Source organism: Klebsiella sp. CN_Kp113 (genome assembly GCF_040064585.1).
In the GTDB taxonomy this organism is placed as follows: Bacteria; Pseudomonadota; Gammaproteobacteria; order Enterobacterales; family Enterobacteriaceae; genus Klebsiella; species Klebsiella michiganensis.
This window is the reverse complement of record NZ_JBEAID010000001.1, coordinates 294,613-310,479: the sequence shown is the minus strand read 5'-3', so window position 1 is coordinate 310,479 and position 15,867 is coordinate 294,613. Positions and strand designations below refer to the sequence as shown.

The 15,867-nt window shown below is 55.5% G+C and carries 16 protein-coding genes and 1 pseudogene; 11 read left to right on the top strand and 6 right to left on the bottom strand.

Annotated features, from left to right (window positions below; translation table 11 throughout):
• Positions 1-90 precede the first annotated feature (90 nt).
• The 5 genes from lolC to cobB are packed head-to-tail and all read left to right on the top strand — an operon-like array spanning position 91 to position 5,027.
• Positions 91-1,290: a lipoprotein-releasing ABC transporter permease subunit LolC gene (gene lolC / locus ABLV30_RS01745; RefSeq protein WP_004849945.1), complete on the top strand. Its 1,200-nt coding sequence runs from the start codon at positions 91-93 to the stop codon at positions 1,288-1,290.
• Positions 1,283-1,984 carry a lipoprotein-releasing ABC transporter ATP-binding protein LolD gene (lolD, locus tag ABLV30_RS01740; RefSeq protein ID WP_014228855.1) on the top strand — a complete coding sequence of 234 codons (702 nt, stop codon included), beginning with the start codon at positions 1,283-1,285 and terminating at the stop codon, positions 1,982-1,984. The genes lolC and lolD overlap by 8 nt, the downstream gene beginning before the upstream one ends.
• Positions 1,984-3,228, top strand: a complete 1,245-nt coding sequence (gene lolE, locus ABLV30_RS01735) for a lipoprotein-releasing ABC transporter permease subunit LolE (protein WP_032721372.1) — start codon at positions 1,984-1,986, stop codon at positions 3,226-3,228. The genes lolD and lolE overlap by 1 nt, the downstream gene beginning before the upstream one ends.
• 48 nt (positions 3,229-3,276) lie before the next feature.
• Positions 3,277-4,188, top strand: a complete 912-nt coding sequence (nagK, locus tag ABLV30_RS01730; protein WP_032693895.1) for an N-acetylglucosamine kinase — start codon at positions 3,277-3,279, stop codon at positions 4,186-4,188.
• Positions 4,189-4,202: 14 nt separating this feature from the next.
• On the top strand, positions 4,203-5,027 hold the full coding sequence (gene cobB / locus ABLV30_RS01725; protein ID WP_047724090.1) for a Sir2 family NAD+-dependent deacetylase: 825 nt from the start codon (positions 4,203-4,205) through the stop codon (positions 5,025-5,027).
• Between the two features lie 4 nt (positions 5,028-5,031).
• Here cobB and ABLV30_RS01720 read toward each other — a convergent pair whose 3' ends face one another.
• Positions 5,032-6,090 (bottom strand): LacI family DNA-binding transcriptional regulator, encoded by a 1,059-nt coding sequence (locus tag ABLV30_RS01720; RefSeq protein ID WP_265800900.1) that lies wholly within the window; start codon positions 6,088-6,090, stop codon positions 5,032-5,034.
• 231 nt (positions 6,091-6,321) lie between these two features.
• Here ABLV30_RS01720 and ABLV30_RS01715 point away from each other — a divergent pair, with 231 nt between their 5' ends.
• From ABLV30_RS01715 to ABLV30_RS01695, 5 genes and pseudogenes are all read left to right on the top strand, one after another.
• On the top strand, positions 6,322-6,762 hold the full coding sequence (locus ABLV30_RS01715; protein WP_025106923.1) for a PTS sugar transporter subunit IIA: 441 nt from the start codon (positions 6,322-6,324) through the stop codon (positions 6,760-6,762).
• An 11-nt stretch (positions 6,763-6,773) separates the two neighbouring features.
• Positions 6,774-7,040: a PTS sugar transporter subunit IIB gene (locus ABLV30_RS01710; protein ID WP_025106924.1), complete on the top strand. Its 267-nt coding sequence runs from the start codon at positions 6,774-6,776 to the stop codon at positions 7,038-7,040.
• Positions 7,041-7,071: 31 nt separating this feature from the next.
• Positions 7,072-8,334 (top strand): PTS ascorbate transporter subunit IIC, encoded by a 1,263-nt coding sequence (locus ABLV30_RS01705; protein ID WP_265800904.1) that lies wholly within the window; start codon positions 7,072-7,074, stop codon positions 8,332-8,334.
• Positions 8,335-8,637: 303 nt separating this feature from the next.
• Positions 8,638-8,796, top strand: a pseudogene (locus ABLV30_RS01700) (hypothetical protein); the annotation flags it as partial.
• Positions 8,797-9,029: 233 nt separating this feature from the next.
• On the top strand, positions 9,030-9,311 hold the full coding sequence (locus tag ABLV30_RS01695; RefSeq protein ID WP_004131449.1) for a hypothetical protein: 282 nt from the start codon (positions 9,030-9,032) through the stop codon (positions 9,309-9,311).
• A 56-nt stretch (positions 9,312-9,367) separates the two neighbouring features.
• Here ABLV30_RS01695 and potD read toward each other — a convergent pair whose 3' ends face one another.
• From potD to potA, 4 genes are read right to left on the bottom strand one after another with little or no spacing between them, the layout of a single operon-like run.
• Entirely contained in the window at positions 9,368-10,414 is a 1,047-nt protein-coding gene (potD, locus tag ABLV30_RS01690) for a spermidine/putrescine ABC transporter substrate-binding protein PotD (RefSeq protein WP_004849958.1), read from the bottom strand.
• Complete coding sequence (potC, locus tag ABLV30_RS01685; RefSeq protein ID WP_004849960.1) at positions 10,411-11,196, bottom strand: spermidine/putrescine ABC transporter permease PotC; 786 nt, start codon at positions 11,194-11,196, stop codon at positions 10,411-10,413. The genes potD and potC overlap by 4 nt, the downstream gene beginning before the upstream one ends.
• Positions 11,193-12,050 (bottom strand): spermidine/putrescine ABC transporter permease PotB, encoded by an 858-nt coding sequence (gene potB / locus ABLV30_RS01680; RefSeq protein WP_004849963.1) that lies wholly within the window; start codon positions 12,048-12,050, stop codon positions 11,193-11,195. The genes potC and potB overlap by 4 nt, the downstream gene beginning before the upstream one ends.
• Positions 12,034-13,170 (bottom strand): spermidine/putrescine ABC transporter ATP-binding protein PotA, encoded by a 1,137-nt coding sequence (gene potA / locus ABLV30_RS01675; protein ID WP_014228869.1) that lies wholly within the window; start codon positions 13,168-13,170, stop codon positions 12,034-12,036. The genes potB and potA overlap by 17 nt, the downstream gene beginning before the upstream one ends.
• 257 nt (positions 13,171-13,427) lie before the next feature.
• On the opposite strand from potA, the gene pepT reads away from it, so the two are divergent.
• Positions 13,428-14,657: a peptidase T gene (pepT, locus tag ABLV30_RS01670; RefSeq protein ID WP_224266647.1), complete on the top strand. Its 1,230-nt coding sequence runs from the start codon at positions 13,428-13,430 to the stop codon at positions 14,655-14,657.
• A 55-nt stretch (positions 14,658-14,712) separates the two neighbouring features.
• Here pepT and ABLV30_RS01665 read toward each other — a convergent pair whose 3' ends face one another.
• A complete protein-coding gene (locus ABLV30_RS01665) occupies positions 14,713-15,834 on the bottom strand; it encodes a cupin domain-containing protein (RefSeq protein WP_032749569.1) in 1,122 nt (373 codons plus the stop codon).
• Between the last annotated feature and the right edge of the window lie 33 nt (positions 15,835-15,867).

The window sequence follows — 15,867 nt, the reverse complement described above, 5'->3', positions numbered from 1 at the left end:
TGTCAATAAAATCTACAGGTATCAGTCATTTACGCTGCCCATAATCGCTTATATACTCGGGCATCGGCTATCAGCAATCAGATGGATTACATGTATCAACCTGCCGCACTCTTTATCGGCCTTCGCTATATGCGTGGGCGCGCAGCCGACCGCTTCGGTCGTTTCGTCTCCTGGCTTTCGACCATCGGCATTACGCTTGGCGTGATGGCGCTGGTGACCGTTCTTTCGGTGATGAACGGCTTTGAACGCGAGCTGCAAAACAACATCCTGGGGCTGATGCCGCAGGCCATTCTTAGCGCCAAGCAGGGGTCTGTAAACCCGCAACAGCTGCCGGAAAGCGCGGCCAGATTACAGGGGGTCACCCGCGTGGCGCCGCTGACCACCGGCGATGTGGTGCTGCAAAGCGCCCGCAGCGTGGCGGTCGGCGTGATGCTCGGCATCGACCCGGCGCAAAAAGATCCCCTGACGCCCTACCTGGTTAACGTCAAGCAGAGCGATCTGCAGGCCGGCAAGTATAACGTCATCCTGGGTGAACAGCTGGCAGGACAGCTGGGCGTCAATCGCGGCGATCAAATCCGCGTGATGGTGCCTTCCGCCAGCCAGTTTACCCCGATGGGGCGGCTTCCCAGCCAGCGCCTGTTTAACGTGATCGGTACCTTTGCGGCCAGCAGTGAAGTCGATGGTTATCAAATGTTGACCAACATCGACGACGCCTCGCGCCTGATGCGCTACCCGCAGGGAAATATTACCGGCTGGCGGCTGTGGCTGAATCAGCCTTTACAGGTGGATACCCTCAGCCAGCAGACGCTGCCGGAAGGGACCAAATGGCAGGACTGGCGCGAGCGTAAAGGCGAACTGTTCCAGGCCGTGCGGATGGAAAAAAATATGATGGGCCTGCTGCTGAGCCTGATCGTCGCCGTCGCCGCCTTTAACATCATTACCTCTCTGGGAATGATGGTGATGGAAAAGCAGGGCGAGGTGGCGATTCTCCAGACCCTCGGCCTGACGCCGCGGCAGATCATGCTGGTCTTTATGGTCCAGGGCGCGAGCGCCGGGATCGTCGGCGCGCTGCTTGGCGCCGGGCTGGGCGCGCTGCTGGCCAGCCAGCTGAATAATTTGATGCCGATTATCGGCGCGTTCCTCGACGGCGCCGCGCTGCCGGTGGCCATTGAGCCGCTGCAGGTCATTGTGATTGCCCTGGTGGCAATGGTGCTGGCATTACTCTCTACGTTGTATCCTTCATGGCGCGCTGCCGCCACTCAACCCGCTGAGGCTTTACGTTATGAATAAGATCCTGCTGCAATGCGACAACCTGTGCAAGCGCTATCAGGAAGGCACCGTGCAAACCGACGTGTTGCATGATGTCAGCTTCAGCATTGAGGAGGGCGAGATGATGGCGATTGTCGGTACCTCCGGTTCCGGCAAAAGTACGCTGCTGCATCTGCTTGGCGGGCTGGATACGCCGACCTCCGGCGACGTTATCTTTTCCGGCCAGCCGATGAGCCAGCTCTCCGCCGCCGCCCGCGCCGATCTGCGCAACCGCGAACTGGGCTTTATCTATCAGTTTCACCACCTCTTACCGGATTTCACCGCGCTGGAAAACGTGGCGATGCCGCTGCTGATTGGTAAGCAGAAGGCGGCGGATATCGAGCGGCAGGCGAAAGCGATGCTGCGCGCCGTCGGGCTTGAGCACCGCAGCGACCACCGTCCGTCGGAGCTCTCCGGCGGCGAGCGTCAGCGCGTTGCGATTGCCCGCGCGCTGGTGAATAAACCGCGCCTGGTGCTGGCGGACGAGCCCACAGGTAACCTTGACGCCCGCAACGCCGACAGCATTTTTCAGCTGCTTGGCGAGCTGAACGTGGCGCAGCGTACCGCCTTCCTGGTGGTGACCCACGACCTGCAGCTGGCAAAACGCATGAGCCGCCAGCTGGAGATGCGCGACGGGCGCCTGACAGCCGAACTCTCCCTGATGGGGGCTGAGTAATGGCTTCTCCGTTATCGTTATTGATTGCCCTGCGCTTCAGCCGTGGACGGCGGCGCGGTGGGATGGTGTCGCTGATTTCGGTTATTTCGACGATCGGTATCGCGCTGGGCGTGGCGGTGTTGATCGTTGGCCTGAGCGCGATGAACGGCTTCGAACGCGAGCTCAACAACCGCATTCTGGCGGTGGTCCCGCACGGTGAGATTGAACCGGTGAACCAGCCGTGGAACAACTGGAACGAGGCGCTGGCGAAGGTTGAGAAGGTCAAAGGCATCGTTGCCGCGGCGCCATATATTAACTTCACCGGGCTGGTGGAGAGCGGCAGCAATATGCGCGCCATCCAGGTGAAAGGCGTTGACCCGCAGCAGGAGAGCCGTCTCAGTTCTCTGCCCAACTTTGTGCAGAACAATGCGTGGGCCAGCTTTAAAGCCGGCGAACAGCAGGTGATCCTTGGTAAAGGCGTCGCCGATGCCCTGCACGTTAAGCAGGGGGACTGGGTGTCAATTATGATCCCTAACTCCGATGCCGAGCATCAGCTGCTGCAGCCAAAGCGCGTCAGGCTTCACGTTGCCGGTATTTTGCAGCTAAGCGGACAGCTCGATCATAGTTTTGCCATGATTCCCATGCAGGATGCGCAGCAGTACCTTGATATGGGCAGCAGCGTGACGGGGATCGCCATCAAAGTGACCGACGTGTTTCATGCCAACACCCTGGTACGCGATGCGGGCCAGGTGACCAATAGCTACGTTTATATCAAGAGCTGGATAGGCACCTACGGCTATATGTACCGGGACATTCAGATGATCCGCGCCATTATGTACCTGGCGATGGTGCTGGTGATTGGCGTGGCCTGCTTTAACATCGTCTCGACCCTGGTGATGGCGGTGAAAGATAAAAGCGGCGATATTGCGGTGCTGCGCACGCTTGGCGCAAAAGACGGGCTGATCCGCGCGATTTTCGTATGGTATGGTTTACTTGCCGGTTCGGTAGGAAGCCTGATTGGGGTGGCGATTGGCGTTATCTGCGCCTTTAAGCTGACCGCAATCATTAACGGTATTGAGAGCCTGATCGGGCATAAATTCCTCTCCGGCGACATCTATTTTATTGACTTCCTGCCGTCTGAACTGCACTGGCTGGACGTCGTTTACGTGCTGGTGACGGCACTGTTGCTGAGTTTGCTGGCCAGCTGGTATCCCGCCCGCCGCGCCAGCCGCATTGACCCGGCGAGGGTGCTGAGTGGCCAGTAATTTATCGTCATGGTCGGCTTTGCTGACCAGTAAAGAGGAATTGCTGAAATGTACTATGGATTTGACATTGGCGGCAGCAAGATAGCGCTGGGCGTATTTGATAAATCGCGGCGGCTGCAGTGGGAAAAACGCGTCGCCACGCCGAAAGAGAGCTACGAAGCATTTTTGCAGGCGGTAGAGGAGCTGGTTGAGGAAGCCGACCAGCGCTTCGGCTGCCAGGGCTCGGTGGGCATCGGTATTCCGGGCATGCCGGAGACGGAAGACGGCACGCTCTACGCCGCCAACGTGCCCGCCGCCAGCGGCAGGCGGCTGCGGGCCGATCTGAGCGAACGTCTGGGCCGCGATGTGCGGCTTGATAACGACGCCAACTGTTTTGCCCTCTCCGAAGCGTGGGATGACGAGTTCACCCAATATCCGCTGGTGATGGGGATGATCCTCGGCACCGGGGTTGGCGGGGGTCTGGTGCTCAACGGAAAATCGATTACCGGGCATCGCTATATTACCGGCGAATTTGGCCATATCCGCCTGCCGGTGGATGCGCTGGAGGTGGTGGGGCGCGATTTTCCGCTTACGCGCTGCGGCTGCGGCCAGCTGGGCTGCATTGAAAACTACCTTTCCGGACGCGGCTTCGCCTGGCTGTATGAACATTTTTACCAACACGCTTTAACCTCGCCCGAGATCGTCGCGCTATGGCAGCAGGGCGACGCGAAGGCGCGCGAGCACGTCGAGCGCTATCTCGATTTACTGGCGGTATGCCTGGGCAATATTTTAACGATTGTCGACCCGGATCTGCTGGTGCTTGGCGGTGGATTGTCTAACTTTACAGCAATAACCGAAGGGCTGGCGCAGCGCCTGCCGCGACATCTGCTTCCCGTTGCCAGCGTGCCGCGCATTGAGCGCGCGCGCCATGGCGATGCCGGAGGCATGCGCGGTGCGGCCTTCCTTCATCTGACTCAATAACGACAGAGGTAGCTATGCAGTCGCGCCGCTTACATCGATTAAGCCGATTTCGCCGCAATAAGCGTCGGTTACGAGACCGTCTGCGTCAGCGGATTTTCTTCGGCGAAGATAAGGAGACCCCTGAAACGATGGAAAAACCAAGAGTCGTGGTGCTAACCGGCGCGGGTATTTCGGCAGAGTCGGGAATTAAAACCTTCCGCGCCGCCGATGGCCTGTGGGAAGAGCATAGGGTGGAAGACGTGGCGACGCCGGAAGGCTTCGCCCGCGATCCGGCGCTGGTGCAGGCGTTTTACAATGACCGCCGCCGCCAGCTGCAAGGACCGGACATCGTGCCCAACGCGGCACATCAGGCGCTGGCGCGGCTGGAAGAGGCGCTGGGCGATCGTTTTCTGCTGGTCACCCAGAATATCGATAATCTGCACGAGCGCGCGGGCAATCGCCGGGTGATTCATATGCACGGCGAGCTGCTGAAGGTGCGCTGCTCGTGGAGCGGCCAGGTGCTGGCGTGGACCGGCGATGTGACGACGGAGGACAAATGCCACTGCTGCCAGTTCCCCGCGCCGCTGCGCCCGCACGTGGTGTGGTTCGGCGAGATGCCGCTGGATATGGATGAGATCTACCTTGCGCTGGCCGAGTGCGATATCTTTATCGCCATCGGCACTTCCGGGCACGTTTATCCGGCGGCAGGCTTTGTTCACGAAGCGCGGCTGCAGGGCGCCCATACGGTAGAACTCAACCTCGAGCCAAGTCAGGTGGGCAGCGAATTTGCCGAAAAACACTATGGCCTGGCAAGCGAAGTGGTGCCGGAGTTTATAGGCAAGCTACTGAAAGCGTTTTAACGTTTTAGCGCAGCGGCTTTCTGCTGCTGGCGCGGACCTTCAGGCTGGAGGGGAGCTCAATGGCGCTCTCCAGCGTATTTCCAGCCAGTAAATCCAGCAGCGTTTTACCAGCAACGGTTCCCGCCTCGTTCCATGGAAACTCTACCGCAGTTAACGCCGGCGAGCAGACCGCGGCAAGCGTACCGCCGCTTAGGCTGGCCAACGCCAGGGTATCCGGAACCTTAATTCCCGCGTTATGACAGGCCATAATACAGCCGCAGGCCAGCTCGTCCGAGGTACAGATCAGCGCATCCAGCTCTGGCCAGGTGATGCGAATATCATTCAGCAGATTGAAACCGGTGGTGATCCCTGAAGGTAAATGCGGCGTCACTACCCGGTGCGGAGAGTGGTTGATTGAGAGCATTGCACTATTCCAGCCGCTTAATACCTGCCTGAACATGATGTTGTTTGACGCCGTGCAGAGTAAACCAAGGTTTTTATAGCCCGCCTGTGCCAGCGATGAGACCAGTTTTTTTAGCGCGGCGGAGTAGTCTACCCCAATGCTAATACCGGCCGTTTCGTGGTTAATCGCGCCGATTTCTACCATCGGTATACCGGCATTCATCAGCATCTGCGAACAGCTGTCAACGTTATCGATGTTGAACTGAACGATTGCCGCCGGATTATAGGCCAGCATCTGCCGAAAAGCCTTCTCTTCACTTTGCCCGCCCTGACCAGATTCGATAAACATCATGGTATAGCCCTGCGGCGCGAGGACGGTTTGTAGCGTTTCCGAGGCGGCGATAAAACCGGGCGATGAAAAAGAGGGGACAACGCCCATAACCAGCGTTGAGTCTGCTGAAGCCAGGCTTCGGGCCTGCAAATTGGGCACATAGCCGAGTTCGCTGACCGCGGCTTCGATGCGCGTGCGTAGTTCTGGGTTGACCTTTTCAGGCATACGTAACGCGCGGGATACGGTCATAGTACTGACGCCCACCAGCTTTGCGACTTCTGCCAGCGTGATTTTGCCGGTGTTCTTTCTGCGTTTTTCTTTTGCGCCGTCATCCGTTTGTAACGTCTGCACTGATTTCCTCCTGTTTACCCAATCGCACCGGTCTATTGTAAATGATGGCGAGCGACCAGGGCACTACTAATGCTCATGCGTAAAGCTCACCAGGAGTATGGTTAATAAAGTTAGCGGTAACAAGTATTTTAACATTTTATCGTGTTAGCGCTAACTTTGCGATGCAGATCACGGTAAGTCCGGAAAGTATTCCACTATAGTAGGCCCACATTGAAATAGAGCGGGGGATTTATGATTTCCACCTGGTTAACAGAAAAGAAGATTCAAATCGTTGATAGCGTCAGCGACTGGAAACAGGCGATTACTATTTCTGCGCAGCCGTTGCTAGTCGATGAATCAATTAATGAAAACTATGTTGAAGCTATTTTTCGTAGCCATGAAGAATTAGGTCCGTATTATGTTTTAGCCCCCGGTCTGGCAATGCCTCACGCACGCCCGGAGCAGGGAGCTAAAAAAAATGGGTTATCCTTATTGCACATAAAGGAAGGCGTTTCTTTTGATGCTGATGAAAATGATCCCATCTTTGTCGTGATTATGCTATGCGCGGTTTCTGGCGATGAACATATCCGAATGATTACCGCGCTGGCGGAAATTTTCTGCGACGAAGCGTGTCTTGATGGCCTGCTTAAGGCATCGACGAAAGAAAAAATAAACAATATTATCAATGGTTAATGAGGTTTGTGATGAAGAAGATTTTGATTGTATGCGGTAATGGCTTAGGCAGCAGCTTCATTGTTGAAATGAACGTCAAAAAAATCATTACTGAGTTAGGTAAAGAGGCGGAAGTCTCGCATACCGATCTCACTTCGGCAAAAAGCGAATCTGCAGATATTATTTTAAGCGCTAAAGATATCGCTGAGCACCTGACCGGGCACAGCGCTCAGGTTTTTGGTTTAAATAACCTGTTGGATAATAATAAAATTAAAGAAATTCTTGTGGCTAACCTTTAATTAATTCCTTGTGGCCCTACGGAGTCATTCTATGCTGCAGTTTATTATTCATGATGTGCTTGGCACACCAGCAATACTGGTCGGCCTTTTTTCTTTAATTGGTTTGCTATTACAGAAAAAGGCTATCTCTGATGTTATTTCCGGGACCCTGAAAACGATTATGGGTTTCGTCATATTAACATCAGGGGCGGCGATTATTGCCACGACGTTAACAACATTTAGCCAGCTGTTTGAACATTCATTCCATATTCAGGGCGTGGTGCCCAACACCGATGCGATGGCCGCGCTGGCGCAAAAAAACTACGGTACGGCGACAGCGATGATCATGGTGCTGGGGATGCTGTTTAACATCGTTCTGGCGCGCATTACTCCGCTGAAATATATCTTTTTGACCGGTCACCATACGCTGTATATGTCGGCAATGCTGGCAGTGATCCTGTCCGTTGGCGGCCTGACGCCTTTCTGGGTTGTTGCTCTCGGCGCGGCGATCCTCGGCGCGATGATGGTAGTTTCCCCGGCAATCCTGCAGCCCTTTACCTGTAAAATTACCGGCACTGACGATCTGGCTCTGGGACACTTTGGTTCCACCGGCTATCTGCTGTCGGCGCTGGTCGGTAAAGCGATAGGTAAAGGCAGTCCGTCGATTGAAGAATTGAAGGTACCGAAATCGCTGAACTTTCTGCGTGATTCATCGGTGGCCATCTCGCTGACTATGATGATTCTGTTCCTGATTCTGGTACTGGTGGCGGGGAAAAACTTTGTTGAAACCAGCATTAGCGGCGGTCAGAACTTCATTATCTTCGCCATTATTCAGTCGCTAACCTTTGCCGCAGGGGTATGGATCATTCTTGCCGGCGTACGCATGGTGATTGCCGAAATCGTCCCGGCCTTTAAAGGTATTGCCGATAAGCTGGTCAAAGACGCTAAACCGGCGCTTGATTGCCCAACGGTATTCCCGTTCGCGCCGAATGCGGTCATCGTCGGCTTCTTGTCGAGTTTTGCCGCTGGTCTGGTGAGCATGTTCCTGTGTCCACTGTTTGGCCTCAGCGTGATTGTTCCCGGCCTGGTTCCGCACTTCTTCTGCGGCGCAACCGCGGGCGTATACGGCAATATCTGCGGCGGCCGCCGTGGCGCCATTGTTGGCGCGTTTGCACAAGGCTTACTGATTTCTTTCTTGCCCGCCATTCTGCTGCCGCTGATGGGCGACCTGGGCTTTGCATCCACCACTTTCGGTGATGCGGACTTTGGCGTGGTTGGCATCGTGCTCGGACACGTTGTGGCCTGGTTTAATTAATTGATTTTTTTGGCGGAGGGATACGGCTGCTCAGTTTTCACCCTCGTTGATGTGCATCTGATGGTTAACCACCCGGAAGAGATTATTCCGCTGCGGCGTGGTACTGAGCCCGGCTACGCCTGGGATAATAGGATGACTCTCTTCGAGGGTGAGGTTAACGCATAAAATTTACAGCGTCCTCAATCGGCACGTCAATACGGGTTTAAGCAGAGGTCTATTTAACCGGTCCGGCTTTCTGTTTTCCCGCATTGCCGCAGTTGCGTTGGGGACGCTGTAACCTTTCTGTCTGCCAGGAGCAGTATGATGTTCGCAAGATGTGAACTTGCTAACGCTATTCGTACGCTGAGCATGAACGCAGTACAGCAAGCCAAAACCGTTCACCCGGGTGCCCCGATGGGTATGGCTGGCATTGCCGAAGTCCTGTGGCGTGCTTTCCTGAATCGTAATTCGCAGAACCTGTCCTAGAGCGACCGCGATTGTTGGCATGACCAGCTTCGGTGAGTCTGCGCCGGCGGAGCCGCTGTTTGAAGAGTTTGGCTTCACCGTGCATGGCACCGTTGCCAAAGCGGCAGCGCTGGTATTAATTTGGCCGTTAATATATTTCACATATATGTAACACTGTGATTAACAAAACAGTATCAGACAGACATTTGTGGCATGTTTCTTCACTCGGACAACAGAGAAGGAATAACTCCATGGCCACTGAATATGTTGACTACCTGATCCTCGGCGACGAGCATCACGGCGAAATCCACAGGGATATTAAAAGCCACTCTCTCCGGGTCCGTTCGAAATACGCCGCCTGTTCCGTCCGGGGAGACGCCTCTGCCGAGCAGCCAAAAATGGTGAACTACAACGTCCATGAATATCCGGCGCAGGATGGGCGATTTTATCTGGTGGCGACCAACTATCCCCTGGCCGATTTTGACGTTGAAGACGCGCTGGTTAAATCAAGAATTCATCCGTTGAGAAGCTAGAAACGCACTTCCCGAAGCGGTCGGGTAAGCACCATGCTACCCGACCTGTGAGGTGATTAACGACCCGCCTTCAGCTTCTGATAATACTCTTCATAAAGCGTACTGGCGCTGCCGACATCGTTCTGCCATTCGCCTTTCTGAATCGTTGCGGCGTCCGGGTAGAGCGATTTATCGTTGGCGACTTCCGGGCTTAGCATCTTCCGTGCGGCAAGGTTTGGCGTCGGGTAGCCGATGGTTTCCGCGACCTGTTTGGCGACTTCCGGGCGCAGCAGGAAGTTGATCAGCTTCAGCGCGCCATCGACGTTTTTGGCATTGGCCGGAATCGACAGGCTATCCATCCAGAAGATGCCGCCTTCTTTCGGCCATACGACTTCCAGCGGCGTACCGGCCTGACGCGCAACCCACGCGGAGCCGTTCCACACCATGCCGAGGTTGACCTCGCCTTCCATATACGGGTTCGCCGGGTTATCGGAGTTGAACGCCGCGACGTTCGGCATCAGTTTTTTCAGCTCGTTATAGGCCGCTTCAATCTCTTTCGGATCGGTAGTATTACCGGAGTAGCCCAGTTTACGCAGTGCGACCTGGAACACTTCGCGCGCGTCGTCGGTCAGCAGCAGGCTGCTCTTATACTCGGGTTTCCACAGATCCGCCCAGCTGGTGACGGTCTTCGGATCGATCTCTTCGCTATTCACCCCAATGGCCGTCGCGCCCCAGATGTACGGAATGGAGTAGTCGTTGTTGGGGTCGAACGGTTTGTTGAGCATTTCAGGGTCAAGATTGCTGAAGTTGCTCAGTTTGCTCTTGTCGATCTTCTGCAGCATGCCCTCTTTACGCATTTTGTCGACGAAGTAGGTGGAAGGCACGACCAGATCGTAGGCGCCGTCTTTATAGGTTTTGAGCTTGGCGTACATGGTTTCGTTCGACTCGTAGGTCGAATAGATCACCTTGATGCCGGTTTCTTTGGTGAACTGTTCCAGCAGCCCCGGCGGGACATACTCGGTCCAGTTGTAGAAATAGAGCGTTTTGCTATCGTCCGCGTGCGCGGCGCTCATACCGACTGCCAGAGCGCCCGCAGCGAGCAGGTGGCGTGACCATTTTTTCATTTTAACGTCCCCTGAGTTTTATCACGTGCAATTATCTGGCTGGCAATAACCATCACCAGCGACAGAACCAACAGAATGGTCGCCAGCGCATTAACCTCCGGCGATACCCCAACTTTAACCATCGAATAGATCTTCAGCGGCAGGATCTCATAACCCGGCCCGGTGACGAATGAAGAGACCACCACATCATCCATCGACAGGGTAAAGCTCAGCAGCCACCCTGCGGCCACCGCGGGCAGCGCCAGCGGCAAAATGATCTTTCGCAGAATGGTCAGTTCGCTGGCGCCGAGATCTTTCGCTGCTTCCAGCATCCGCACGTCAAAACCTTTCAGGCGCGAAAATACCGTGACCACCACGAAGGGCAGGCAAAAGGTGATGTGGGAAAACAGCAGCGACCAGAATCCCAGCTGAATACCGATCAGCATAAACAGCACCAGCAGCGAAATCGCCATCACGATATCCGGCGACATCATCACCACAAACAGCATCCCGCTGACGAACGGCTTGCCGCGAAAGCGATAGCGGTACAGCGCCACGGCGGTCAGCGAGCCGATAAGCGTAGCGAAGGTCGCCGAGAGCACCGCCATGGTCAGCGAGTGCTGCGCCGCCTGCAGCAGGCTGTCGTTGTTCATCAGCAGGCTATACCAGTTGGTGGTAAAACCCTGCCAGTTAATGCCAAAGCGTGAACTGTTAAACGAGTTAACGATCAGAATAATAATGGGAATATAGAGATACGCGTAAATAGCGGTCATAAAGCCGCCGCGCAGCAGTCGACCGATCATTCCAGCTCCACCTTTTTATTCAGTAAACGCGCCGCGCGCCAGTAAATCAGCAGCATCAGACCCATCACCAGCGTAAGCGTGATGCTGGTCGCCGCGCCAAACGGCCAGTCGCGGATGTTGAGGAACTGGCTCTTAATCACGTTACCAATCAGCAGGTTCTTCGCGCCGCCCATCAGGTCGGAAACGTAGAACAGCCCCATGGCCGGAAGCATCACTAGCAGGCAGCCGGCGATAATCCCCGGCATGGTCAGCGGAATGATGATACGGATAAAGGTTTGTAGCTTACCGGCGCCAAGGTCTTTTGCCGCTTCCAGCAGCGGGCGGTCGAGCTTCTCGATGCTCGAGTAGAGCGGCATCACCATAAACGGCAGCAGAATATAGACCAGGCCGATAATCACCGCCGAAGGGGTGTACATGATGCGCAGCGGCGTATCGATGATACCCAGCCACAGCAAAAATTCATTAAGGTAGCCCTTGGTGCTGAGGAAAATCTTCAGGCCGTAGATACGAATCAGCGAATTGGTCCAGAACGGCACGATCAGCAGAAACAGCATCAGCGGGCGCACCTTCTCCGGTAGCCTGGCCAGGAACCAGGCGAAAGGGTAGCCGAGCGCCAGGCAGGCCAGCGTCGCCAGCAGCGCCATATTTAACGAATGCAGCAGCACGTCGTAGTAGAGCGGGTCGAGCAGGCGCGCGTAGTTGTCCAGCGTAAAGACCAGCTTGACGAAGTTGGTATCGTCGCGGGTCAGAAAGCTGGTGGCGATGATCATCAGGTTGGGCAGAAAGACAAACAGCACAAGCCAGCCCACGATGGTGGCGATCGCCACATTCTGGAATTTACTGGTGTTCTTCATCGGCCAGCACAACCTCCCAGCTTTCTACCCAGTTAATGGCCATTTTCTGGTCGAGAGAGTGGTCAAAATCAGGATCGTCTTCATTAAAGAATTCGCTGACCATCACCATTTTACCGTTTTCCAGTTCAACCACCGATTCCAGCGTCATGCCTTTATAGTTGCGTTCGCGGATATAGCCTATCAGGCCATCGGCGTCATTACTGTCGTGGATCTCGTCCACGCGCAGGTCTTCCGGGCGCAGCAGAACGTTAAGCCGCTGGCCTTTTTCAACGGCGAAGTTGACGTAGATATTGCACTCGCGGCCTTCGACGCTGGCGCGCACCCGCCGATCGTCAATCCGTTCAATGACCGTGGCGCTGAAAATGTTGATTTCGCCGATAAAGCTGGCGACGAACAGGTTTTTCGGTTCTTCGTAGATTTCGCGCGGCGTACCGTCCTGCTCGATTTTACCCTCGCGCATCACCACGATACGGTCGGACATGGTCAGCGCTTCTTCCTGATCGTGGGTCACGAAGACGAAGGTGATGCCGAGCTTACGCTGCAGCGCCTTCAGTTCGTTCTGCATCTGCTTGCGCAGTTTATAATCAAGGGCGGAGAGGGATTCATCAAGCAGCAGCAGGCGCGGTTTGTTCACCACCGCGCGGGCAATCGCCACGCGCTGCTGCTGGCCGCCGGACAGCTGATGCGGTTTACGTTGAGCAAACGCTTCAAGCTGCACCATGCGCAGGGCATCGTGCACGCGGGGAGCGATGTCCGCCGTCGGGGTTTTCTGCATACGCAGGCCGAAGGCGACGTTTTCAAACACCGTCATGTGCGGAAACAGCGCATAGCTTTGAAAGACGGTGTTCACGTGGCGGTTTTCCGCCGGGATATGGGTGATATCGTGATCTTCGAGATGGATTTGGCCGCTATCGACGCTTTCCAGTCCGGCGATAAGACGAAGAACGGTTGTTTTACCGCAGCCAGAGGGGCCAAGCAGGGTGAGAAACTCACCGTTGTTGATGGTCAGATTGAGGTCGGAGATAACCGTTTTACCATCAAAGCTTTTGCGAATTCCCGCCAGCTGAACCAGCGGAGAACGCGAACGCGGTTGTGTATTCAATTTTCGACTCTGTCCCATGTAGACGCAGCGGAAAGCTTACCGATGCGGGGTTTGTGGTTAACCACCTTTGGTTTTGCACATAAAATAATAAGGCCGAGCATTCTACGGCAAACGATTGTAATCGCCAATGATTGATGCGCCATGATGAACTACCTTTACAACATTATCGTGTGAAATGTATTAAATTCTCATTTGCCGGGCTAAAAATGACCTGACGCAATATTTGGTTTTTCCGGCTTATCAATAATGTTGTCACAAAAAAAGAGGGTGGCTACATGGATAAATTGCTTGAGCGTTTTTTGCAGTACGTTTCTTTAGACACGCAGTCGAAACCGGGCGTGCGTCAGGTACCGAGCACGGAAGGTCAGTGGAAGCTGCTACGTCTGCTTCAGGCGCAGCTGCAAGAAATGGGACTGGTGAATGTGACGCTGAGTGAGAAAGGGACGATCATGGGCACCCTGCCAGCTAACGTTGAGGGTGATATTCCGGCCATTGGCTTTATTTCTCATGTCGATACGTCGCCTGACTTCAGCGGCAAGCACGTGAATCCGCAGATCGTAGAAAACTATCGCGGCGGCGATATCGCGCTTGGTATTGGCGATGAGGTTCTCTCGCCGGTGATGTTCCCGATACTGCACCAGCTGCTCGGGCAGACGCTGATCACCACCGATGGTAAAACGCTCCTCGGCGCCGATGATAAAGCCGGTATCGCAGAGATCATGACCGCGCTGGCGACGCTAAAGGCGAAGAATATTCCTCACGGCGATATTCGCGTGGCCTTTACCCCGGATGAAGAGGTGGGCAAAGGGGCGAAGCATTTCGATGTTGCCGCGTTTGACGCCTGCTGGGCCTATACCGTCGACGGTGGCGGCGTGGGTGAGCTGGAGTTCGAGAACTTTAACGCCGCGTCGGTGACGATTAAGATCGTTGGCAACAATGTTCATCCCGGTACGGCGAAAGGGGTGATGGTCAACGCGCTGTCGCTGGCGGCGCGCATTCATGCCGAAGTCCCAGCGGACGAAGCGCCGGAAACCACCGAAGGCTATGAGGGCTTCTACCATCTGGCCAGCATCAAAGGCACGGTCGATCGGGCCGATATGCACTACATCATCCGCGATTTTGACCGCAAGCAGTTTGAGGCCCGCAAGCGCAAAATGATGGAGATCGCCAAAAAGGTCGGCAAGGGGCTGCATCCGGATTGCTATATTGAGCTGGTCATCGAAGACAGCTATTACAATATGCATGAAAAAGTGATGGCGCACCCGCACGTGGTGGAGATTGCCCGTCAGGCGATGGTGGATTGCCAGATCGATCCACAGATGAAGCCGATTCGCGGCGGTACCGACGGCGCGCAGCTCTCCTTTATGGGTCTGCCGTGTCCGAATCTGTTTACCGGCGGCTATAACTACCACGGCAAGCATGAGTTTGTGACGCTTGAAGGCATGGAGAAGGCGGTGCGGGTGATTGTACGTATTGCGGAGCTGACGGCGAAACGAGGCGCATGAAGGCTATAAGCTACGGGCCCGGTGTGGCGTCAGCCGTCACCGGGCAGTCGAAGACTCAGTCCTCAAAGAACCAGTAGCCGCTGTTGACCAGCGCGGCCAGCAGGGCGAGGAAGGAGGGATCTTCCAGCGCATCGCCGAGATGCTCAGCGTTTAGCGTCAGGTGGGTTGCCAGAGCATCCAGCGCCGGACGGTGCGGAGAGTTGATCTTCTCGCCGTTGACGAATACCTGGCCATCAATCCGCAGCACGCGCAGGCCCCCAAGACGCGTCAGCTTATCTCCCTGCTGCAGGGCATCGTAAATTTCATCCGGCTGATACGGTGGCTCCGGCGGCGCCACGTCCAGCTCGTGCCGGGACTGGGTGATAAACTCGCCGAACCACTGCTTAAAGTGCTCCGGCTGATTAATCAGCCCCAGCATCATATCGCGCAGGCGATCCAGCTCCGCGGGCAGAATATCCGCAGGGTGCTCGCGAGACGGTACGTCCGGGTCGGCGTAACGCTGGCTGCCCAGTTCACGCTGCAAAATATAATCAGCAAAGCCGCTGAACAGCTCACGCGCGTTAGGCGCGCGATAGCCAACTGAATAGTTGAGCGAGTTTTCCAGCGAGTAGCCTTCGTGCGGGAACCCCGGCGGAATATACAGAATATCGCCCGGCTCCATCTCTTCATCAATGATGGCTTCAAACGGGTCGACCTGCAGCAGGTCCGGGTGCGGGCAGTGCTGTTTCATCGGCACTTTTTCACCCACGCGCCAGCGGCGGCGGCCGGTACCCTGAATGATAAACACATCGTACTGGTCGAGATGCGGACCGACACCGCCGCCGGGGACGGAAAACGAGATCATCAGATCGTCGATGCGCCAGTCGGGCAGGGCGCGGAACGGATGCATGAGCGCCGCCGTTGGCTGATGCCAGTTATTGACTGCCTGTACCAGCAGCGACCAGTTATTCTCGCTCAGGTGATCGTAGCTCTCAAAGGGGCCGTGGCTAACCTGCCATTTACCGTCCTGATGACTGACCAGGCGACTGTCGACTTCGCTCTCCATCGCCAGTCCGGCCAGTTCGTCCGGGCTTAACGGATCGACGAAATTAGCAAAGCCCCGTTTCAGCACCACCGGGCGTTTTTGCCAGTAGCGTTCGATAAAGTCGGGCCAGTTAAGCGTTAATTGATAATCCATATTTATATTCCACAGCAGGTGTCTGTTAGGGAT